This is a genomic window from Balneola vulgaris DSM 17893 (genome assembly GCF_000375465.1).
In the GTDB taxonomy this organism is placed as follows: Bacteria; Bacteroidota; Rhodothermia; order Balneolales; family Balneolaceae; genus Balneola; species Balneola vulgaris.
Genome location: NZ_AQXH01000005.1, coordinates 1 through 23747, shown reverse-complemented (window position 1 = coordinate 23747; position 23747 = coordinate 1). Strand labels below are relative to the sequence as shown.

The 23747-nt window shown below is 39.8% G+C and carries 17 protein-coding genes; 10 read left to right on the top strand and 7 right to left on the bottom strand.

What is annotated here, in order from left to right:
- Window positions 1-11 precede the first annotated feature (11 nt).
- Window positions 12-2750, top strand: coding sequence for a S9 family peptidase (locus B155_RS0110340; protein WP_157464839.1), 2739 nt, complete (start codon window positions 12-14; stop codon window positions 2748-2750).
- Window positions 2707-3789, top strand: a complete 1083-nt coding sequence (locus tag B155_RS0110335) for a YihY/virulence factor BrkB family protein (RefSeq protein WP_018128196.1) — start codon at window positions 2707-2709, stop codon at window positions 3787-3789. Before B155_RS0110340 ends, B155_RS0110335 begins: the two co-directional genes overlap by 44 nt.
- A gap of 12 nt (window positions 3790-3801) precedes the next feature.
- Here the strand turns inward: B155_RS0110335 and B155_RS0110330 are convergent, their stop codons facing one another.
- The 4 genes from B155_RS0110330 to B155_RS0110315 all read right to left on the bottom strand — a co-directional run bounded on the left by B155_RS0110330 (window position 3802) and on the right by B155_RS0110315 (window position 5911).
- Entirely contained in the window at window positions 3802-4293 is a 492-nt protein-coding gene (locus B155_RS0110330) for a GyrI-like domain-containing protein (RefSeq protein ID WP_018128195.1), read from the bottom strand.
- Entirely contained in the window at window positions 4293-4751 is a 459-nt protein-coding gene (locus B155_RS0110325; protein ID WP_018128194.1) for a hypothetical protein, read from the bottom strand. Before B155_RS0110325 ends, B155_RS0110330 begins: the two co-directional genes overlap by 1 nt.
- A gap of 103 nt (window positions 4752-4854) precedes the next feature.
- A complete protein-coding gene (locus B155_RS0110320; protein ID WP_026167315.1) occupies window positions 4855-5430 on the bottom strand; it encodes a hypothetical protein in 576 nt (191 codons plus the stop codon).
- Between the two features lie 121 nt (window positions 5431-5551).
- Window positions 5552-5911: a DoxX family protein gene (locus tag B155_RS0110315; protein WP_018128192.1), complete on the bottom strand. Its 360-nt coding sequence runs from the start codon at window positions 5909-5911 to the stop codon at window positions 5552-5554.
- A gap of 276 nt (window positions 5912-6187) precedes the next feature.
- Between B155_RS0110315 and typA the strand changes: the two genes are divergently transcribed.
- From typA to B155_RS13320, 3 genes are all read left to right on the top strand, one after another.
- Window positions 6188-8008, top strand: coding sequence for a translational GTPase TypA (gene typA, locus B155_RS0110310; RefSeq protein ID WP_018128191.1), 1821 nt, complete (start codon window positions 6188-6190; stop codon window positions 8006-8008).
- A 145-nt stretch (window positions 8009-8153) separates the two neighbouring features.
- Window positions 8154-9605, top strand: a complete 1452-nt coding sequence (locus B155_RS0110305; protein ID WP_018128190.1) for a pyridoxal phosphate-dependent decarboxylase family protein — start codon at window positions 8154-8156, stop codon at window positions 9603-9605.
- A 39-nt stretch (window positions 9606-9644) separates the two neighbouring features.
- Window positions 9645-10118 carry a DUF4112 domain-containing protein gene (locus B155_RS13320; protein WP_018128189.1) on the top strand — a complete coding sequence of 158 codons (474 nt, stop codon included), beginning with the start codon at window positions 9645-9647 and terminating at the stop codon, window positions 10116-10118.
- Between the two features lie 20 nt (window positions 10119-10138).
- On the opposite strand, the gene B155_RS0110295 is transcribed toward B155_RS13320, so the two are convergent.
- Window positions 10139-10321: a PID-CTERM protein-sorting domain-containing protein gene (locus tag B155_RS0110295; RefSeq protein WP_018128188.1), complete on the bottom strand. Its 183-nt coding sequence runs from the start codon at window positions 10319-10321 to the stop codon at window positions 10139-10141.
- An 87-nt stretch (window positions 10322-10408) separates the two neighbouring features.
- Window positions 10409-13366 carry a T9SS type A sorting domain-containing protein gene (locus B155_RS13650; RefSeq protein WP_051069987.1) on the bottom strand — a complete coding sequence of 986 codons (2958 nt, stop codon included), beginning with the start codon at window positions 13364-13366 and terminating at the stop codon, window positions 10409-10411.
- Between the two features lie 395 nt (window positions 13367-13761).
- Here B155_RS13650 and B155_RS0110285 point away from each other — a divergent pair, with 395 nt between their 5' ends.
- A complete protein-coding gene (locus B155_RS0110285; RefSeq protein ID WP_018128186.1) occupies window positions 13762-17868 on the top strand; it encodes a response regulator in 4107 nt (1368 codons plus the stop codon).
- A gap of 19 nt (window positions 17869-17887) precedes the next feature.
- On the opposite strand, the gene recG is transcribed toward B155_RS0110285, so the two are convergent.
- Window positions 17888-19972, bottom strand: a complete 2085-nt coding sequence (gene recG, locus B155_RS0110280; protein WP_040368483.1) for an ATP-dependent DNA helicase RecG — start codon at window positions 19970-19972, stop codon at window positions 17888-17890.
- Window positions 19973-20148: 176 nt separating this feature from the next.
- Between recG and rpsL the strand changes: the two genes are divergently transcribed.
- From rpsL to B155_RS0110260, 4 genes are all read left to right on the top strand, one after another.
- The gene (rpsL, locus tag B155_RS0110275; protein ID WP_018128184.1) at window positions 20149-20523 is read left to right on the top strand and encodes a 30S ribosomal protein S12; all 375 of its coding nucleotides are present in this window, start codon (window positions 20149-20151) and stop codon (window positions 20521-20523) included.
- Window positions 20524-20550: 27 nt separating this feature from the next.
- Window positions 20551-21018: a 30S ribosomal protein S7 gene (gene rpsG / locus B155_RS0110270; RefSeq protein WP_018128183.1), complete on the top strand. Its 468-nt coding sequence runs from the start codon at window positions 20551-20553 to the stop codon at window positions 21016-21018.
- Window positions 21019-21036: 18 nt separating this feature from the next.
- A complete protein-coding gene (gene fusA / locus B155_RS0110265; RefSeq protein WP_018128182.1) occupies window positions 21037-23178 on the top strand; it encodes an elongation factor G in 2142 nt (713 codons plus the stop codon).
- A gap of 27 nt (window positions 23179-23205) precedes the next feature.
- On the top strand, window positions 23206-23747 hold a 542-nt coding region (locus B155_RS0110260; RefSeq protein ID WP_018128181.1), incomplete at its 3' end, for a GTP-binding protein.

Genomic DNA, 23747 nt, shown 5'->3' with positions numbered 1-23747 from the left:
GGAATGGAATTATGAAAAAGCTTTTATGGGGATTGGGCGTACTTGTTTTTACTTTGAGTGGAAGTAGCATCCAAGCACAGAATAAACAACTAACAATAGATGACTACACAAAATGGTCAAGAATTGTAGGAACTGAATTATCAGATGACGGGAAATGGTTTGCCTATGCTCTTCGGCCAAACGGGGGCGACGATACTCTTTTCGTTCAATCATTATCGAGTGATGATGTATATGAAATTCCCAATGCGAACAATGCAGTATTTTCAGGGGATGGGAAATGGGTGAGTTACATGATCTCTCCAGATCAAGAAACAGAGAAGAAGCTTCGGAAATCAAAAAAGGCTGTATTTAGAAAAGCTGAGTTATTAAACCTGACTACCGGTGAAAAGAAGAGTATTGAAAGAGGTAAAAGCATCTCGTTTTCTAATAATAGTAGCCATTGGGTAGTGCATCGTGAAAAGCCCGAAGAGGATGATTCTAAACACAAAGGAAGTGACTTAGTAATTCATGATTTAAGTACACAAAAAGCAATCACTGTGGGTAATGTATCTGAGTTTGCCTTCAATATGAAAAGTAGTGCAGTAGCTTACCTTGTTGACGCTAATGATAAAGTTGGGAATGGATTATATCTACTGAATACGAAATCGAATGCCATAAAAGCTGTGGATACAGACTCTGCTTCATACAGTCAATTAACTTGGGATGATCATAATGCACTGAAGTCAGATTGGGACAAGAAAGGAAATAAAATTGCGGTCTTAAAAGGGAATACCCATAAAGAAGAAGTTCATAGATCGAATGAGCTGTTAGTAGTAAGCAATGTAATGGGCGAAGCGTCAATAACTAAGTCCAACACAGCTAAGCTTCCAAATGGATATATCATTAGTGAAGATCGATCGCCAAGTTGGACAGCGAACAGTGAAATGGTTCTGATTGGCTTAAAACAGCAGGAAGAAAAAATAGAGATGAGTAAGGATACCCTCGCCAATGTAGATGTATGGCATTGGAATGATGATCGAATTCAAACCGTGCAAATGCGTCAGCTAAATAGAGATCTTAGGTACACCTATGTCGCTTCCTTCAATACTAAAAGTGGTTCAATTACACAGTTAACGGATGAAATGGTGAGATCCTTAGTAATCAATGAACATAACCAATATATGGTTGGGCGCGATGAAGAGCCTTATCGTAATGATGTGAACTGGGGCGTTTCACCCGCCGATTTATATCGAATAGATATTAAGTCTGGTAATAGAGTGAAGTTTGCAGAACAGATTAAACGTCCTTTGGGATATTCACCGGATGGAAAGTTCTATTTATATCAAAAAATAGTTCAAAATGACGCTCGACTATTCGTGTACAATCTTAGTAAAAATGAAACGATTGACCTGACTAAGAATACAGCTACACGATTCGTGAATGATGAGCACATTTATCCACATGAAAACCCACCGTATGGGGTTGCTGGGTGGACGAAAAATGGCAAGTCGGTGATCATGAACACGAAGTATGATTTATGGGCTGTAGCTTTGGATGGTTCGGGAGCTACGAACATCACAAAAGGGGAAGGCGAACAAGAGAAAATCATATTTCGATACGTAAATATGAACCGCCAAGAACCGTTTATAGAAACATCGGAGGAACTTCTGTTAAGCGCTTTTGGTGAATTAAGTAAGAAAGATGGTTTCTATAGCCTTCGCATCGGTAAATCACCAAAAATGCTCGTGTATGAGGATGCAAGCTTTGGTAATCCACGAAAAGCAGAAAATGCCAAAGTGGTGATGCTTACAAGACAAACTTTCGAAGACTTCCCAGATTATTATAAGACGGATTCATCATTCAAAAAACTAGACAGAGTAACCGACGCAAATCCACAACAGGCGGAGTATGCATGGGGTAGTAGAAAACTAGTTGAGTTTGAGAGTGGTAAAGGAAGAAAAGTGCAAGGCACACTTACTTTACCAGCGAACTATGAAGCAGGGAAAAGGTATCCAACGATTATTTACTTCTATGAAAAAATGTCGGATCGCCATCATCAATACTCTATGCCAACCTACGATGATCGTCCACATATGTCGTTTTATGCGAGTAATGGCTATATGGTGTTCATGCCCGATGTCTATTTAGAAGAAGGAAGTCCCGGAACGAGTTCATTAGATGCTATTACTTCAGCAGCACAGGCACTTATAGATCAAGGATATGCTGAGGAAGAGAACATTGGCTTGCAAGGACACAGTTGGGGTGGGTATCAAACTTCATTTATCCTCACTCAAACAGATATGTTTAAGACTATTGTAATTGGTGCTCCACCTACGAACCTAGAGAGCTTCTATAATAATATATATGGAAGTTCAGGGACTAATCACCACGGAATTATGGAAATTGGACAAGTGCGTATGGGTAGAGATAAAACTCCGTGGTCGGCACGAGAAGCCTATCAGCGCGAAAACCCAATGTATCATGTGCCAAACATAAACACTCCATTTTTGATTTTACATGGTACAGATGACGGCGCTGTAGATTGGGCGCAGGGACTAGAACTGTATAACGCGGCAAGGCGAAATGGAAAAGAAGTGATCTTTTTATCATACCCAGGTGAAGGACATCACTTAGGCCGTGAAGCAAATCAAATTGATTTTCAAATTCGTATGAAGCAATACTTCGATCATCATCTTAAAGGCATTGAAGCTCCGGATTGGATGACGAATGGAGTTCCTCATATTCAGAAAAAATATCGAAGAGCAAACTAACTTAGCCCATTACGCATACGAAGTTATTTTAAACTCTCTACTCATTTTATGGGTAGGGAGTTTTTTTATGGGGATATGGGAACATAGGAGTGGAATTATGGCTTTATGTGGAAAAGGGGACAAAGCTAACTATTACATGCAATCAATTTCTAAATACGGACAAGTTCTAAAAGACACCATAAAAGATTATTCCATAAAGAGTGGAATGAACTACAGTTCGTCTATCGCATTCTACATTATATTTTCACTGCCGGCTATTCTAGTGATTACACTCACTATTGCCGGAACCTTTTATTCAGATGAGATGGTACGCGAAAGTATTATGACCCAATTCGAGCGTATTTTCGGAGGGGAGAGCATGGCATTGATTGAGCGACTGCTTACCAATACGGCTGAAAACACCGATGAGAATGGCATTCGTTGGATTAGTATAATCACCTTATTGATAAGTGCGACTACGGTTTTTGCGGCTTTACAAGATGGGATAAATGAGTTTTGGAATGTTCAGCCAAAATCAGATAAAAACCTCTATAACTTTATAAAGAATAGATTGATCTCACTAGTCATTGCCGCATCGATAGGAATTTTACTACTCAGCTCTTTGCTCTATGAAACCACAGCTTCACTGTTAAGCAATTCAGAATGGGTAGAGCAGTCTTTTATAAACGGTGAATGGTTTAGTTTACTGAACCCGGTCATCATCTTACTATTTACCATGTTGGTTTTTGCCGGCCTCTTTAAAGCGATTCCAGATGCTAAAGTGCAATGGCGAAATGTTTGGTTCGGCGCCTTTATAACCACCGTATTATTTGCACTTGGTAAAGAAGGGATGGCACTGTATATCGGTAATAGTTCATTTGAGAGTATCTATGGAGCATCGGGATCGCTCGTTATTTTCTTAATCTGGATATACTTCTCCTCTATGATTGTATTATTCGGGGCCCAACTAACGGCCAAATATTCCGAGATCATGGAAGGTGGAGTCGAACCCCTAGATTACGCCGTTGTTGTTGAAGAAACCGAAAAGGAAAAGGGGTAGTCAATGAATTGTTTAGTTTGGAGTGATAGGTACCCAGATTTCTTCTTGTGAATCTGCATTGGTATGACCGAGATAGCGCTCATCCAGTAACTCAAAATGAGGGCGTTGATCTACCTTATACCCAGAATCCGGTAGCCATTCCATATAGAAAGTTTGTAGAGTCTGGTAAAAGGTTTCCATAGTGCCTTTATGAAGAAAAACGGCATATAAACCACCTGGAATTTCTAAATTTGAAAATGGCGTATCGTCCATGATAGCATCTTGTTTATGGACTTCAGTTGCCGCCCAATACGTAAAGGATGTTTGTGGTGTGAATTGAGCGAAATCATACGCCTCATCATGGATTTGAATAGAATAATTGCGGTGATCCACTACATGTGGAATAGTAGATCGCTTGGGCATGAACTGTTGCCACAATCGTGGAGCCGCATAATCTACCATCTTTGTTTTGGCCGAAATTCCTATGAGAAGTTTGGGTGATAGTTGAGTGATCTTTGGATTCATTATTTAGGTTTTACAGAGTTTCTTATGGTTTCTTCATCAATGGAAATAACGGAGCTTAACTCTTTGATTTGGCCTTTGGCTTCGGCAATGATGCTATCATACATAGCAATGATTTCAGTATCGAAGCCTGGGGTTTCTTCAGCCTCCATCTTGAAAATGAGTAATTGGTTCAGAAAGTTATTTAAAACATGTTGAACCGAACCAATCATGGCTTTGTAGATTTTTGCTTTTTCTGCTTCAACTTTTGTTTGGTGGTGACGGTGATTGAGGTCAACGAAAAGGAAGCCAAAAAAGATTAAAGACGGGATGATGAATTCATCAATTTCAAACTTTTCGAGTTGAGCTAAGACGTCAATAGTGCGTTCAAATAATTCTAATTCAAATACTAAAACAGTAGTTAATAAGCACACAGATAGGATAGTTCCTATTAAAGTGAACTTGTACTTTATATTTTTCACGATTTCCCCAGATTTATATAGCCTTTATAATTGAAGCTAAAGCAATCCTAGAAGTATTGAAAATTAAGGGTGTAATTCTAATTAACATTAAAAAATGTGATGATTAGTCGGCGGTGCTAATATAATTTTGATAACAAGCCTCCAATTCAGTTAATAAAAGATCGGTTTTCGGTTTAAATACACCTAATTCATCCACCTGATTTATCACGTCTACAAATTTTAGAATGATGTGATAATGTTCTCGACTCCAAAAATCATGAAATAGTAGAGTAGGAGTTACCCCCTTTTTTGTTGCTTCAATAAGACTCTTTAATGCACATGCTACTCTAAAACGGCCGTCAATCAGAATGGTATCAGGAAAAGAAGATTCAAAGTTGTCAAATACGTCAACGATATACTTTTCAAAGATCTGTGGGTTTTCAGTATGAATTGGATACCCGAATTCCTTTGTAGGGCCTATATCCGCATAATGGAAGTGTAGGCGAGAAGGGTGGTTTTTCTTTACAATGATGTACGATTTGATGTGCTCTGTCCACTCTGCACTAGATTCAACACAAAAAACCTTGGCATTTGATTTTTGTAGGGCTCGTATCGTGGTGCCACCAGCTCCAAACTCTAAATATATATTCGATTGTTTTATGTAGGCATCAAACATTTCCTTTTCTGCCTTTGTCATCATAAATGGATAAAAGACAGGGTAAGGTGAATAAGAGTCAATGTAGCGTATAATACGCTTAAGGTGGCTTATCATAGGTTTCAAATCAAGAATAGTAAGCTAGTAAAGTAAAAGATTCTAGAACTTACTCTAATGATTTAATTGGCAAAGATACAGTTATAAAGAAAATACAGACTGCTGCGGGTAATAATAACAGTAACCCTTCCTGAACATTTCCAGTATGGTATTGAATACCCGCTGATAGCATAAAGGTAATGAGACTAATACCTGCTCCTATCTTTCTAGTTTGTGGAATGAATAGCAAAATAGCTCCCAGAAGTTGACCAATACCAAAGCCTACAACTATCTCTTTTGACCAACCTATATTTGTGAAAAATGACTCGGTTTGCTCAAACCACATGACTTTAGCAACTCCCAAATCAATATCTATTAGTACAATTATGCCGATCACTAATTGATAAATGAATTTATACCACGGTTTCATGGCTGTCCCCTTAATTTATATAACTCACATTGTCCCTTTTTTTATATGCACCCAGAAGTGCATAAGCAACAGTAATTATTTTAGTTAACAATTAAAAATTAAAATAGATAACTAGTATAAACTTTGATAGTAATGGTGCTATCCTAGAGAAGGAATGCACAAATAAGTGGAGAAAAATCTAGCTCATGCCTTCATAACAAATAAGTAATTCATAATCATTATTTGTTTGAAATAACTGTATCTTTAAGGCTTGTAATTTTTCAGTCAATAAATGTAATGTCACAGCAACTTAGAAATATCGCCATTATCGCCCACGTAGATCATGGCAAAACCACTTTAGTAGATCAAATTCTTAAACAAAGTGGAACATTCCGTGAAAACCAGGAAGTAGAAGAGAGGGTAATGGATTCTGGTGACCTCGAAAAGGAAAGAGGAATAACCATTAGTTCAAAAAACACGGCTGTTTTTTGGAAAGATACCAAAGTAAATATCGTGGATACTCCAGGTCACGCCGATTTTGGTGGTGAAGTAGAGCGTATCCTAAAAATGGTAAACGGAGTAATCTTATTAGTAGATGCTGCTGAAGGACCATTACCGCAAACAAAGTTTGTACTTCGTAAGTCGTTAAGTCTAGGCTATAAGCCGATTGTTGTAATCAACAAAATTGACCGTAAGGATGCTCGTCCTGATGCGGTATTAGATGAAATTTTTGATCTGTTTGTGATGCTTGATGCTACCAACGATCAATTGGACTTCCCTGTATTGTATGCTGTTGCTCGCGACGGTATTGCAAAGCAGAACTTAGAAGATGAAGGCGAGAGCTTAGCTCCACTAATGGATACCATTGTAGAGCATGTACCTTCTCCAAGTCAGCCTGTTGATGAGAAATTCAAAATGCTTGTAAGTAGCATCGATTGGAATGACTACGTAGGAAGAATTGCTGTTGGCCGTGTTGAGCAAGGAACTGTGAAATTAAATCAAGAAGTAGCTCTGATTTCTGGAAAAGGCGATCAGAAGATGAAAGGTCGTGCTACGAAGCTGTTTACATTCAATGGCTTAAATAGAGAGCCTGTTGAAGAAGCATACGCTGGCGACATTGTAGCTATGGCTGGTTACGATAGCGTAAATATTGGTGATACTCTTACCGATGCTACCGATCCTACTCCACTAGAATATGTTGATTTAGATAAGCCAACCATTGCGATGTACTTCCGAGTGAATAACTCACCTTTCGCTGGTTTAGAAGGGAAGTATGTAACTTCAAATCAGATCAAAGATCGTTTAGAAAGAGAAGTACGTACGAATGTTGCGATGAGAGTTGAGGCTACAGATAGCCCTGATGTATTTAAAGTGTCGGGTCGAGGTGAATTACAAATGGCCATCTTAATTGAGACCATGCGTAGAGAAGGCTTTGAGTTTTCTGTATCACGTCCAGAAGTATTAATGCAAGAAGTAGACGGTGTTACTCACGAACCGGTTGAAGAAGTAGTGGTTGACGTTCATACCGATTACAGCAACAAAGTGATTGATAACTTGCAGAAACGTAAAGGTATTATGCAAGGCATGAGCCAGGAAGGCGAGAACAATCGTATCGAATTCCGAGTGCCTTCCAGAGGTTTAATTGGTTTCCGTGGCGAGATGTTAACTGAAACTCGTGGAACAGGTATCATGCACCAACAGTTTGATGGCTATGAGCCATACGCTGGTGAGATCCCTGGCCGTACTCGTGGTGCTTTGATTGCACTTGAGAAAGGTGATGTAACGGGTTATGCACTGGAAGGAATTCAAGATCGTGGTCAGTTTTTCGTTGAACCAGGTGATCCTGTATACACTGGTATGGTAGTAGGCCTAAATAACCGTAGTGATGATATGGTTGTAAACGTGGCTAAGAAAAAGAACCTTACCAACCACCGTGCTTCACAAACGGCAGATGCAATCAAGATTTCGCAAGCAAAGAAGATGAGTCTTGAAGAGTGTATAGAATTCATCGCCAATGATGAACTCCTTGAAGTGACGCCTCAATCGTTACGTATCCGTAAGAAGTTCTTAGATCATAACGAGCGCAAGCGCGAAGAGAAGAAGAAAACCAATTTATAAGTAGAAAATTGGTTTAGAATTTGAAGCTCTGATCTTAATAAGGTCAGAGCTTTTTTTATGGAATAAAATGAGGCTTTTACTGAATCCTAGCTCGTATTTTTATACTTTATAAAAAAACAGCACGCTATTAGGGAATTTTAAATTCATGAGTACGAATAGGTTAAAAGAATTAGAACAGCAAGCACGCTTATTAGAAATGGCTCCAAGTAAGGAGCCCTCGATAGTAGATGATATTGTTGAATTCACAGACCAATGGATTCAGTCTCTTCCCAAAGAAAAATCATTTTATAGAGATGAAGACCTTAAAAACTTAAAGGGACTAAAAGGGTTTTCTGAAGAAGGCGAGGGTTTAGCAGCACTACTTTCAGAATTTAATGAGGAAGTGTTAGTTCCTGGTATTAATGGAGGCTCTGGTGGACATATGGGCTATATACCTGGTGGAGGTATATATGCATCAGCCCTTGGCGACTATCTTGCAGCGGCTACGAATAAATATGTGGGTGTTTACTATGCGGCACCAGGAGCAGTGAAGCTCGAAAACCAGTTGATTAAGTGGATGTGTAATCTAGTTGGGTTGCCAGAATCAACATCCGGAGGGAACCTTACATCAGGGGGTTCTATGGCAAGTTTAATAGCCATGGTAGCTGCACGTGAACTAAGTGGGGTGAAAGCCAAAGACTTTGAGCGGTGTGCCATATATTATACTCATCACGCCCATCACAGTTCAACAAAGGCCATAATTAATGCGGGTTTAAAAGAGGCGAAAATCCGACATGTACCCATGGATGAAAAATTCCGAATGAAACCTTTAGAACTTCAGAAGATGATTGAGGAAGATAAAGAGCGTGGTTTAATTCCATTAATGATCATGGCTTCGGCGGGTACCACAGATGTTGGAGCAGTAGACCCTTTAGATGCAATTGGTGAAATAGCGAATGCTCACAACATATGGTACAATGTGGATGCGGCTTATGGAGGCTTCTTTACACTTACAGAATATGGGAAGAAGAAACTCAAGGGGATAGAAAAAGCCGATTCAGTAGTGATTGATCCCCATAAAGGGTTGTTCCTCCCTTTTGGGTCTGGAGCTATTTTGGTAAGAGATCAAAAGCAGCTATACAATTCCCAACACTTGCCTGCTAATTACATGCAGGATACGATGAGTAATCAAGGTGAATTATCTCCTGCTGATTTATCTCCTGAGCTAACGAAGCATTTTAGAGGGGTTAGAATGTGGTTGCCCCTAAGGTTGCTTGGTATTAAACCATTCAGAGCTGCATTAGAAGAGAAGTTAGAACTGGCCAGGTATTTCTATCAAGAAGTTCAAAAAATTCCTGCTATTAAAGTTGGCCCTGATCCCGAACTATCCGTGTTTTATTTTCATTTTCAACCCGATGGAAGAGATGCGAATCTGGTTACAAAACAGCTCTTAGACGAAATTCATAAAGACGGAAGAGTATTTTTAAGCTCAACAACTATTGACGGTACCTTTTATATAAGAGTGGCTATTCTATGTTTCCGAACGCATTTGGAACATGTACAGTTAGCATTAGATATTATAAGAGAAATCACTAGTCGAATAACTAAGAGCCGTTAGTCACATTTACTTAACGGTTTAAATTCCGAGGTAAGTTAAATGCAAAAGACGGAGACAAAATCTAAAGCTCATCAGAAAGTAGCGGGGGTATTGGATGATGCCTTCACAATTCCGGGGACAAAGGTTAAGATTGGTTTAGATCCCATCATCGGTTTAGTACCTGGTGTAGGTGATATCATTGGAGGATTGATTGGTCTATACTTTTTGTGGGAGGGTTCACGCCGAAAGCTTCCAGTGGTAGTTATTCTCAGAATGGGCTTTAATATTCTGCTAGAAGTAGCCATTGGTAGCATCCCAATTTTAGGCGATCTCTTTGATGTGAGTTGGAAGGCAAATCGACGTAATTCTGAGCTCATCGATAAATACGAAGATCAGCAAAAAGAGACGACCATTGTAAGTACAATCATAGTGTGGGTCGTTTTTATAGTCCTTGGTGCTATCATACTAGGCGTACTTGCCGGTATCATTGCACTTATTGATCTATTCTTTGATCGCCTTTTTGGTGAATACTAAACCGTTAAAAGAGATACCACTTATTCTTTATTCGCTTTCAGTTTCTTCCAAGCATAGGCACCACCAGCGGCAGCAAGTAGTCCAAGTCCACCATCAATTGGGGCTTGAGCTGGGGCAGTTGGAAGGCCTGGTTGTGCAAATAATAAGGTGCTAACTAAAAGTGTGAGTACTAATACAATTATCGTAATGGCAATGGCTTTCATAATAGTCGTATTTAACGTTAAAAATCGTGATTTGGCAAAGAATAGGAAGTAAGGAATTCATACCCACTTGCTTCCCATTGAGTGTGTTTATTTAATGAGAGTGAATTTTTTGGATAGTACTTTAGCGCCTGTTTGTAAGCGATAGATATACATCCCACTAGCTAGGTTACGTGCATCGAAACGAACAGTGTATCGGCCAGCCGACTTAGTCTCACCATTAATAAGGGTGGCTACTTTTCGTCCAATTACATCAAACACTTCCAGTGTAACCTTGCCAGATTGAGGCAACCCATAAGCGATGGTGGTAGATGGGTTGAATGGATTCGGGTAGTTCTGCTGGAGTTCAACAGCTTCTGGAAGTTCAACAACTTCTTCGTTAGAAACATTTTCGCCTGGGATTATAGCTATGGAGTAACGACTTGTTTGCCCTTTTCTTTTAATTGGAGAAGGGGTAGGTATATGACTCATTTTTTTCTTAGCTACTACATTTCCTAACTCTATAGAATACTTAGAATTGTTATCTATTTTGTATTCTGTGCCAGTCTTAGAGTCAATTAGGTAAATGTCCCATCCTTCAAACTGCTCTAAGTTGCCAAAAGTGAGTTCAGCTATTTCTATTCCAATATTACCATTTGCCACGATAGGGAATTCCATGCGCTCGCGTTGGTTCAATGGCAATGAATTAGTTTGAACTAAGTCGCCATTAGGAAGAATAGCAGCTAGCTCTAGATAGCTTGTTGCATAACTTTCTAAGGCTAGAGCATCATAGCGATCTCGTGAAAGTTGCCCTTCATCATTAAATGTAAACCAAGCATGAGAACTGAAATCTTCAGCATTTAAATTAAGGCTTAATACTTTTGGTTCGTGTTTTGAACCAACGAGCTCAAATGGGAAGGAACAGCATGGAGGTGTGTAATTGTCATAAATCGTTAGGCTGCCTACACCATCCGCTTGAACGAAGTAAGAGGTGTTTTGCGAAAATGTACCATCAGCTATATCACCAGCAAAGCCATTCCAGCTCTCCCATGCGCCAGATCCCGCATTTGCGGTTTCATTCCAGGAATATATCACATTGGTTAGATTCGTTTTCTTGAAGTCAGATGCGTCATCCCAGTCCAAGTCTTTATTAAAAGGATTACCAATCAGCTCAAAATTTTGATCTGCAAGGCCATTAAATACAGCTAGGCTATCAGCTGTAGTATCTGGAGCACCTCCATAGAGTGGAACCGCCATAGGAGGAATATTATCTGCCTCATAATTGTAATATAAAAGTCCTTGTCCAGCGTTAATGGTACCCGATGTTGAAGTTAACGCCACCCAGTTTTGAGTACTACTATCCCAATTCCATACATTGGCTGAACCACCAGTGGTATCAGCACCCACCATTCCTTGGGTCCACAAGTTATTCAATAAGCTTTGCAAAATATTGCCATGATAACGAGTTGAAAGCATTTTAAAGCCTGCACCATCACGCAAGTTTATGGTATCAAGATTATAAAATACATCGATGGCCCCACTATTGGCAGTACTAGGATAATCTCCTCCTCTATCACCTGCGATAAGATCATTAGATCCATCATTGTTGACGTCTGCTATTGCAACACTTACAGTATTATATGATGAGTGAGACTGAAAGAGGAAACCATTTGTACCATCTAGTTGTGCTACATTTAATGAGTCTGAGAAAGTGCCATCACCAAAAATGACAGTTGGTTTCGTTGCTCCAATTACAAGGTCGTTCGTTAAATCATTGTTTAAATCGCCTACAGAGAAGCTTGATCCCAATTTATGGTTGTAGGTATGCCCACTAATTTTGAATCCATTAGTGCCATTTAAATTGGAAAGTGTTAGGGTGCTATCAATAGTTGAGCTGCCAAGTATTGCATAAATCTCTCCTGAACTACTTTTACCGTCTATATCTGCTTCAGTAGCCCCTATGAATAAATCATCAATTCCATCATTATTGATATCACCGGTACCTAATCCGTTACCTGCTTTATCACCTGCTGCAATTCCGTCGAAATACAACCCTGTTGAACTATTGAAGTTAATAAGATTAATGGGGGTACTAAATGAGCTTTTTCCGTTTACAACATACACCTTGCCCGCATTACTGCCGTTGGTGTCATCTCCTATTACACCAATAAAAATGTCATCATAGTTATCGTTGTTTATATCTCCACTCTCTATATTATAACCCGTTTCGTCAGAACCGTTTATGCCTTCTATATAAAAACCATTCGTTCCATCAATATCGTTGATGTTTAACGAGTCTGTTCCAAAGGAAGTAGTACCGAATACAACGATTACTTTGCCAGTGTTATAATTTCCATTCACGGTTGAATATGGAGCTCCAATAATGATATCGTCGTAGGTATCGTTATTAACATCTCCAGAGGCTACATCTATACCTATAAATCCTGCGTCGGCGCTATTACCATAAATAGTTAGTCCCGTTGATGAGGTTAAGTCGCTTAAATTAATATTTGATGGGTAAGGAGTACTTCGGCCAAATAACACATACACTCGCCCAAGATTATTAACTCCATTTACCTTCGCATTGTGCGCACTCATAATGATGTCTTCAATACCATCATTATTAACATCTCCTTTAGCCAATGCATAGCCTAGCCATTCACCCGCAGATGCACCTGTAACAGTGAAGCCTTGAGTGCTATCGATATCTGAAGTTTGAAACTCATAGCTAAAGCCTTCTTCAGAACCATAGAGAACTTGTAGTCGACCGACATTACTATTGTAGCCTGGCTCACCTATTACTAAATCATCGATACCATCATTGTTTAAATCTAGTACCAGAAAGTCATTGGCGAGTTTACTTTCAACCTCAGCACCATAGATAGTGAATCCGTTGTATCCATCAAGGGAGTCGGTATAGGTATTGAAAGTTTCTTGTGCTGTAGCAGAGGAATTACCAATCAACAGCAGAAGTAAACATGCTGGGTAAAATGTAACGTTACGAAGTGCCCGATTAAGTAAATAGTTGAGATCAATTATAGAGTTGAACCACATAGTCGAAGTATTCATTATGATTATCAAAAGAGTGGCTAAATACTATCTAATCTGCGTACAAGCTACGTTATACTATTCTATCTACTTGTGTACGTTCTCTATCAAAAGGGTATAAAAAAGAAGCCCTTGAGTGTAGGTCAACATTGACCAACTCAAGGGCTAAACACTTTAACTCCCTCAAGTCAAAGTGATTTCTGGTAGCTCCCTCAAGCCACCAGTCTAATGAACTCCATCATAGGACATATATTCCCTCTGTATAAATGCTCTTCTAAGTAGTTTATATACTTAAACCCCGAAAAACCCAGAGCGTCTAATTTTACTCTTTTTAAGAGTTTCTAATAAATATGATAATAAATCATTGATGATTTAGAGTTATACTATTCTATCAGATTGTTAAACAATTATATCAGATGGGCTATAAGTGGGCGGTGGTGATTTTGTGCTTGATGGGGTGCATTTTATCCTTTTCAGGCCATGCTGAAGCATTTCAATTAAAAAAGGACATTAATTGGGCTGAAGTAGAAAACCAACATTTAGTACGTAATTACAAAGTAAAAGAAGGATTACCCGTTAATGCGGTTAACTACGTACTACATCATGCCGACGGTTTTTTATATATGGCCACACAAAATGGCCTAGTTCGTTTTGATGGTGTAAACTTCACTGAGGTAAATACTCAATCTCACCCGCAGCTAAAAAGTAATCGCATTATATACCTGTTTTCAGGTCTAGAGAAAGATCTCTGGTTCACCGATCAATACTTTAACCTCTATAAGCTGAATGGGAATGAACTCACCCATATCCAAGACCAAGAACCATTTATCGGTAAAGAGTTTAAGGAAGTAAAATGCTTAGATGAGAACCGATTCCTTATCAACCTTAGTGGCTCCTTATATGTAGCAGATAAAGAAGGTGTAATTACACCACTATTGCCCGAAAGCTTGAACCATCAAACCCAAGCCACTCTAATTAATGACAATGGGCTGTACTATTTAAATGATACGGGCTTATTCAAATATGAGGATGAACAACATATTCGTCTATTTTCAATGGATGAATTGTACATCAAGCCAGATGATGTAATTAGTATAAATGCTACTTCGGATGGCAATCTTTGGCTGTTAGGCAAATCAAGTAACTTAGTGTACATCGATGTAGCAAAAGTAAAGGCAGAGCTGCATAGTACACGACTTATTGATAAGGTTACTTTTTGGGATATGACGGAACTGAGTGAGACTACCATTCTCATAAGTACTGAAGATGGCACCTTAGAGTTCAATAAAGAAAGCAAGTCGTTTAAGATTCGTGATCGTTCAGGTGGCGATGAATATTTCTATGTTAATAGCTCCTGGAGAAACTACAATCAACCCATCATCACTAAGGTTGAGAATGAAGTATTTCTTGAAGGAGAACCGATACTCACTACCAATCGCCCCATTACACATATCACCAGAGATAAAGAAGGATCCATTTGGGTAAGCACCAATGGGGATGGGGTCTATCAAATTCGTGATAAACGATTTACCACCATTGGAAACCAATTAATTGATGGGCTCGAAAATGTATACGGAATGGCCTTAAGTGAAAATGAGCTTTGGGTCACCGCCTATCAAAATGGAATTTATAAAATTTCAGAAGAGGGAATAGAGCAATGGTCGAAGCCTGAACTTGGAAGCCAGTTTATATTATTTAGATCATTGCTAGCCACAGAAGCTGGGGAAGTATGGGCTGGAAATTTTGACTTATGGAAGAAGCCAAAAAATGCCGATTGGCAGAGAGAAGAAGAATTAGACCTAGAAAGCGGAAGTCTTGATGTTCTATATCAAGATAAAATGGGACGTTTTTGGATTGGAACGGATAAAGAATTGTTTCTTCGCGAGGAAAATGGCCTTACAAAGTACGAAGCAAATGATGGAAGCTCTTTGAGTGGCATTAGAGCAATTCGAGAAACGGAGGAAGGAACACTGTATTTCGCTACAGGTGGACAAGGCGTTGCCATGCTCTCCAAATCAAATGAGTTATCCTTCATAACTACAGGTGACGGACTATCAAGTAATTTTATTCGCGACATATTTATTGATCACCCTGACACTCTTTGGGTAGTATCGGAAGACAAAGGACTAAGCAGAGTGGTTAAGTCTGAAGCTCGACAGACAATTCGTAATTTTACGGAATCCGAGGGGTTGTCAAATAATGCCTTGCATACGCTATTAGAAGATGCATTTGGTTATCTATGGATTAACTCCAATAGAGGGGTGATGAGAATTCACAAGGCCAAACTTAATGACTATCTAGACGGAACGAGCGATGAGGTAGTGGTTCAAAAATTTACCGAAGAGGAGGGGATCGTAAATTTAGAAGGCAATGGTGGAGTTCAGAATGCATCTTTAATTACCTCAACAGGTGCGCTCGTAATGGCAAATCAATCAGGATTGCTGTATACCCGACCAGAAAGATTTATAGCTCCAGATTATTCATATGATGTGCAACCTATAATAGAACGAGTCGATTCCCCAGACTCATCTATATATCTGTTAGGAAAAAAGCAGGTCATACTTCCTGAGGCTTCCCGTGATGTAGTATTTAAATTGACACTGCCGGCTTTCTACAGTCCAAACAAAGTGAACATTCAGTACAGATTAGAAGGAGTAAGTGAAGGTTGGAGAACGGTAGGTTTAGATAGACAAGCAGTTTTTACGAATATACCCGCAGGTGAACACAAATTATTTATCCGAGCATCCTCTAATGAGTTAGACGAATATGCTAAAACGGAAATCGTTGTAATTGTTCCTCCGTACTTCTACGAAAGCACATGGTTCCTGACGCTAGTGGTAGTTTGGGGCTTGGGAATATTTACAGGCTTAATACAATTCATGTTGAGACGAGCAAGAGGCCGTGAAGAAAAACTAAACAGTATTGTAAATCAGCGAACCAAGCAATTGCTTCAAGAAAAGGAAAAAACGGAAGAAGCCTTAGCGCAAGTAAAAGAACTACACGAATCAAAAACTCAATTCTTCACCAATTTCACGCATGAACTGCGTACTCCCTTAGCACTAATTCTAGGTCCATTAGAAGACGTACTTGATACCAAAGACCCCACGAAAGGTAATGCGAAAAAATCACTTCAGCTTATAAAGCGAAATGCAGTAAAGTTGAAAGACTTGGTCAATCAATTACTTGATGTATCCAAATTAAGTGTAGGGGAGCTGAGTTTATCATTTGAGAAAACAGATCTCATTCGAACTACCAAAGAGCATATCAGCCAATTCGAACATGTATTCGAGGCTAAACAGATTGATATAGAGATCGATGATTCATTGAATACGGCTGAAGTTTGGGTTGATCAAAGTGCGTGGGCTCATATATGTACAAACCTTATTGGGAATGCCATAAAATTCACTTCCGAGAAGGGAAGTATAAACATCGAATTTAAAGAACTTGATGCGTCCTTTATCATGAACATTAGTGATACGGGCCAAGGAATAGAGTCCAAAGACCTACCCTTTATATTCGACCCCTATTATCAAGGGAATTCATCCATCACACGCTCGGGTGGCACGGGTATCGGGTTAGCCTTAGTTAAAGGGTTGGTTGAACAGATGGGAGGCAGCGTGAAGGTGAGTTCTGTAATAGGGGAGGGGTCTACATTTTCTGTAGAGATACTAAAGGGAAAGGCGCATCTAAATGAAACAGATATTATAAACAGTCATTCGCCTAAAAAAGTGAATAACCCGTTTTATCAAAATGTAAATGGCGAGGAACTCAATAAGTCTTCCAAATCAGCAAATAAAATACTGTTGGTTGAAGACAATGATGACTTTAGGGAATATTTAAAGAATGTGATATCTCAAAAGCATCAAGTAAAGACGGCTAAAAATGGTAAAGAAGGCATAGAGTTTTTAAAATCATACAACCCCGACTTAGTAGTCTCAGATATTATGATGCCAGTTATGAATGGCTATGAAATGATGCGTGAGATTCGTGCCCTAGAAAATTATAAGCATATACCTTTCATCTTCCTCTCGGCAAAGGATAGTGTGCAAGAAATTGAGACGGGCCTCAATATGGGTGCGGATATCTATATGACCAAGCCAGTGGATAAGAAATTACTTCAAACCCAGATAAGAGTGCTATTGCGACGTGAAAAGAAATTGCATTCTGAAGCACCTGATCTGTTAGTTAATTCAGAGTCGATATTGGTAAAGCAAGTGTTAGAAGTGATACGCCGACATCTTGGGAACCCGGACCTACATGTGGATATGATTTCTGAAGCATTAAGTATGAGTACTGTATCTCTGTATCGGAATTGGAAAAAGGAATCTTCTGAAACAATTAATCAACTAATATCGCGGTTACGATTTGAAGAGGCGTTAAAATTGATAAAAGAAGAAGAGCTAACGATTTCCGAAGCCGCATACTCTGTGGGATTCAAACATCTATCCTATTTCTCAAGAGCATTTAAAAAGCACTATGGGGTTTCACCGAAAGAGTATTTAATGAACAAAGATCGTTCATAGTAGCATAGGGAAAGACTTACTAACCCATTCCATAAAACTCAGCCTTCTCTTTATAATATGGAGTAAACCGAGTTTTTAATGCCTGATGCTCAGGTAGCTCTAATTCTGAATCATTTGAGATGATACGATGTGCGGTTTCTTTAGCCTGGCTTAGTATAAACTGGTCTTCAATGATATCACCTACTTTAAAATCAGGCAATCCACTTTGTTTGGTTCCTAAGAAATCACCCGGACCTCTGAGCTTTAAATCCGCTTCAGCAATTTTGAATCCATCGTTCGTCTCTTCCATAGTCTTTAGCCGAAATTCGCCAGCCTTACTCACCTTTACATCTGGGAATAGAATACAATAGCTTTGGCGTTCTCCACGCCCAATCCTACCTCTTAATTGGTGGAGTTGTGAAAGGCCAAATCGTTCGGCATGCTCAATAATCATTATAGACGCATTCGGTACATCAACCCCTACTTCAATAACAGTTGTAGAAACGAGTATATGCAAGTCATTTCGAATAAAAGCCTTCATAACATCATCTTTCTCATCCGAACTCATTCTTCCATGTAATAAGCCCACCTTGAAATCTGGAAATCGTTTCTGAATCTTCTCAAAACCAGCAGTAGCATCTTTAAGGTCTAAAGCTTCCGACTCTTCTACCAATGGATAAATAATATAGACCTGCCCACCGTTGTTGATTTCTTGTTCTACAAAGTTGAAGACATCTTCTCTTTTCTTTCTACCTCTAATGGCAGTACGGATAGGCTTTCGGCCAGATGGAAGCCCTTTAATAATTGAGATGTCCAGATCCGCATAAACTGTCATGGCTAGGGATCTCGGAATTGGGGTCGCACTCATCACCAGTATATGAGGGTGTTCACCTTTATTCAATAACTCGGCGCGTTGCTTAACTCCAAAACGATGTTGTTCATCAATAACAGCTAAACCAAGTTTGTGGAATCGTACATCTTGTTGAATGATAGCATGTGTTCCCACCACAATTTGGCAATTACCTCCTTCTATATCAGTAAGTACATCCATCCGAAGTTTAGACTTCTGTCCACCTACCAATAACCGAATATTAATGCCCATTCCTTCAAGGTATTTACTAAGTGTTCGGTAGTGCTGCTCAGCTAAGATTTCAGTAGGCGCTAAAAAAGCTGTTTGATAGCCATTATCAATAGCCATTAATAAAGCCCCTATAGCCACAATGGTTTTGCCAGCTCCTACATCCCCTTGTATGAGTCGATTCATCTGTCGGCCCGACTGTACATCCTTTTTTATGTCGGATAGTGCTTGGGTTTGCCCTTCTGTTAATTGGAAGGGTAATACCTTTTTGAAGAACTGGGGGGTAAATTGATCGAATGTTTTAAAGATATGCCCTGAAGCTCGTTCTTGAACACGGTGCTTTAGCTTAGCCATACTTAGTTCGAACATCAGAAACTCTTCAAACTTAAATCGCTCAAGGGCCCGCTTCCATTCATTGGTATTAGCGGGGAAGTGAATCATTCTATATGCATCTGCTCTACCAGGGAAGCCAAAAGTATCCATAATGGAAGGAGGGAGGTATTCCTCTATATCTATAGTGTCGAGTAAAGATTGAACCCAGTCAGCGATAAGTTTATGAGTTAGGCGGCTTTTGCTGAAATCTTTATTGCTAGGATATATAGGTACTATTTTAGAGAAGCTATCAATATCCTTTTTTTCAGAAAGCTTTTCGACCTCGGGGTGTGCAATGGTAATAGATCGCCCATAGCGTTTAGCCTGCCCAAAAAATGCCACTTTATCATCTTTCTTAAATACGCGCTTGAAATAAGAAGCCCCTCTGAACCAAACACCTTTAAGTATGCCGGTTTTGTCTTTAATGCTTACTTCCAGTCGTTTGCTCTTCCCATAACCAGCTTCTTGAACATCTAACACTGTACCAACTACAGTTACATCTTCTCCAGCTCCCATTAGATGTGAGATGAGTTGCACGTTACTTCTATCCAGATATCTCCGGGGGAAATAGTTCAGTAAATCTCGTTCACTGAAGACCCCTTCTTTCTGTAGGGCTTCGAGTCGCTTTGTGCTAAGTCCGTGAAGTTTGGTAATACTCAATTGATATAATGATATATAACGGTTGTTGTATTTATTAGGCTCTTTTTGAACTGAAATCTAACGATAGGGAGAATAAGCAAAGGTTTTGGAATATTTTAGAAATTTATTTGAGAAAATATTTTATAAAACCGAGAAAATGCTCTATATTTGCAAGCTCTCGATTTGATGGCAATAACCAAACAATTTGAACCGTGCCAACTATACAACAACTAATTAGAAAAGGTAGAAAAAGTAAAGTTCGAAAAACAACAGCTCCTGCTATGCAGAGTTGTCCACAGAAGCGTGGTGTATGTACTCGAGTTTATACAACTACTCCTAAAAAGCCGAACTCAGCACTTCGTAAAGTAGCTCGTGTTCGTTTGACGAACGGAATTGAAGTTTCGGCATACATTCCTGGTGAAGGTCACAACCTACAGGAGCACAGTATTGTGCTAATCCGTGGCGGACGAGTAAAGGATTTACCCGGTGTTCGTTACCATATCATCCGTGGTACACTTGATACTGCTGGTGTAGACGGACGTACTCAAAGCCGTAGCTTGTACGGAACTAAGCGCCCAAAAGGGTAAACAATAAAGAATTTAGATTAATCGAGCATGCGTAGAAGAAAAGCAGAAAAACGAGATGTACAGCCGGATCCAATATTTGAGGACAAGCTGATAACACGTTTTGTAAACAACTTGATGCGAGATGGCAAGAAAAATGTTGCCCGTAAGATTGTTTATCAGGCGTTTGAAATTATTGAAGAGAAGACCGGAGAAACCGGTATTGAGATTTTCAAAGCAGCAATGCAAAATGCAACTCCGGTTGTAGAAGTAAAATCAAGACGTGTAGGTGGAGCAACCTACCAGGTACCAATGGAAGTTCGTCAGGAACGCGGTACTGCTCTTGGTATGAGATGGTTGATTCGTTCAGCTCGTTCTCGTAACGACAAGTCAATGTCTCTTCGTTTATCAAGAGAATTGATTGATGCTTCAAATAATGACGGTGGCGCAGTTCGTAAGAAAGACGAAGTGCACCGTATGGCTGAAGCAAACAAAGCATTCGCTCATTTTAGATTTTAAAAGTATTTCGTAAACACTATGTCAGAAGCAACAACAGCAAAAAACTCCAAAGTGCTCGACCAAATGCGTCGCACGCGTAACATTGGTATCATGGCCCACATCGATGCGGGTAAGACTACTGTTACTGAGCGTATCTTGTTCTATACAGGTCGTAGCCATAGAATTGGTGAAGTACATGATGGCGCAGCTACCATGGACTGGATGGAGCAAGAGCAGGAGCGTGGTATTACAATTACCTCAGCTGCTACTCACTGTATTTGGAAAGATCACCGTATTAATATCATCGATACTCCTGGTCACGTTGATTTTACTGTAGAGGTAGAGCGTTCTCTTCGTGTATTAGATGGTGCGGTATTCGTACTTTGTTCTGTAGGTGCTGTTCAGCCTCAGTCTGAAACGGTATGGCGTCAAGCTAACAAGTACAAAGTTCCTTGCATGGCTTTCGTTAATAAAATGGACCGTACTGGTGCAGATTTTTATAACGTAGTAGGTCAGCTTGATTCTAAACTAAACGCGAACCCTATTCCTATTCAGATTCCTATCGGAATGGAAGAGCACTTCAAAGGTGTGGTTGACTTGATCAACATGCGTGGTATCGTTTGGGATGATGCTTCTCTAGGTGCTAAATACGACGAAATTGAGATTCCAGAAGATTTAGTTGAAAAAGCTAATGAGTATAGAGTTCAGTTGATTGAAGCGATTGCAGATCACGATGAGTCTCTAATGGAAAAGTATTTAATGGAAGAAGAGATTTCAGAAGACGAAATCTTGGCAGCCATCCGTAAGGCGACTATTGCTAAGGATATTACTCCAGTAATGTGTGGTACTGCATTAAAGAACAAAGGTGTTCAGGCGATGTTAGATCGAGTTATCTCGTTTATGCCATCTCCACTTGATGTACCTCCAGTACATGGTATCGATCCTAAGACAGACGAAGAAGTTGTTCGTGAAGCAGATGTAGATGCTCCGTTCTCAGCACTGGCATTCAAAATCATGACTGACCCTTACGTAGGTAAATTAACCTTTGCTCGTGTGTATTCTGGTCGTCTTGAAAAAGGTTCATACATCTTAAATGCCTCTACAGGTAAGAAAGAGCGTGTGGGTCGTTTACTTGAGATGCATGCTAACGACAAAAAAGATTTAGATTTTGCACAGGCTGGTGATATTGTAGCTGTAGTGGGTGTTAAAGAAGTTTACACAGGTGATACATTCTGTGACTTAGATAGCCCGGTTATTCTAGAGCAAATCACTTTCCCTGAGCCAGTAATTAAGTTGGCCGTTGAGCCAAAAACAAAAGCAGATAGTGATAAGCTATCTACAGGTCTTCAGAAACTTGCAGAAGAAGATCCTACGTTCCAGGTTCGTACTGATGACGAAACAGGTCAAACTACTATCGCCGGTATGGGCGAGCTTCACTTAGAGATCATCGTTGATCGTCTAAAGCGTGAATTTAAAGTAGAGGCTAATGTAGGTGCTCCTCAAGTATCTTACCGTGAAACTATTTCTAAGCCAGTAACTCATCGTGAGCTTTACAAGAAGCAGTCTGGTGGACGTGGTAAATTCGCTGATATTCAGTTTGAAATTGCTCCAATCAGCTACTTTGATAATTACGAAGGTAAAGAAGATCGTATTTCACGCGATGAAGGCTTTATGTTCATCAACGAAATCGTTGGTGGTAACATCCCAAGAGAATTCATCCCTTCTGTAGAGAAAGGATTTAAGGCAGCTTTGGAAAATGGTATCCAAGCAAGTTACTCTGTACAAAATGTTGGTGTTCGTTTATTTGATGGTTCTTACCACGATGTGGATTCGGATCAATTGAGTTTCGAACTTGCAGCTAAGATGGGATTCAGAGAATCTGCTAAAAAAGCTAAGCCGCAGTTACTTGAGCCGGTTATGAAGGTTGAAGTAACAACTCCAGAGGAATACATGGGTGATGTAATCGGTGACTTGAACAGTCGTCGCGGTATCATTCAAAGTATGGACTCAAACAAAGAAGGTTCTGTTGTTAAAGCGAATGTTCCATTATCTGAAATGTTCGGCTATTCTACAGATCTTCGCTCATTGACTCAAGGTAGAGCTGTGTACTCTATGGAGTTTGAAGAGTACACTACCGTTCCTGACAAGATTGCTCAGGAAATTATCGAAAGTCAATCATAACGAATTTAATAAAACCGAGATTTAATCATGGCAAAAGAGACCTTTCAACGCACCAAGCCGCATGTTAATGTGGGAACCATTGGACACGTAGATCATGGTAAAACTACCCTTACAGCGGCAATTACAACGGTAATGGCGAAGACTTATGGTGGAACGGCGCAAGCATTCGACCAGATTGACAATGCTCCGGAAGAGCGCGAGCGTGGTATTACCATTGCAACGGCGCACGTAGAGTACGAATCTGAGAATCGTCACTACGCACACGTAGATTGCCCAGGTCACGCCGATTATGTGAAGAACATGGTAACGGGTGCGGCGCAGATGGACGGTGCTATCTTGGTGGTAGCAGCAACAGATGGTCCTATGCCACAAACACGTGAGCACATTCTTCTTGCACGTCAGGTAGGTGTACCTCAGATCGTAGTGTTCATGAACAAAGTTGATTTAGTAGACGATGAAGAACTTCTAGAGCTTGTAGAGCTTGAAGTACGTGAGCTACTAAGCAGCTACGAATTTGATGGCGACGAGATTCCAGTAATTCAAGGTTCTGCTTTAGGCGCGCTTAACGG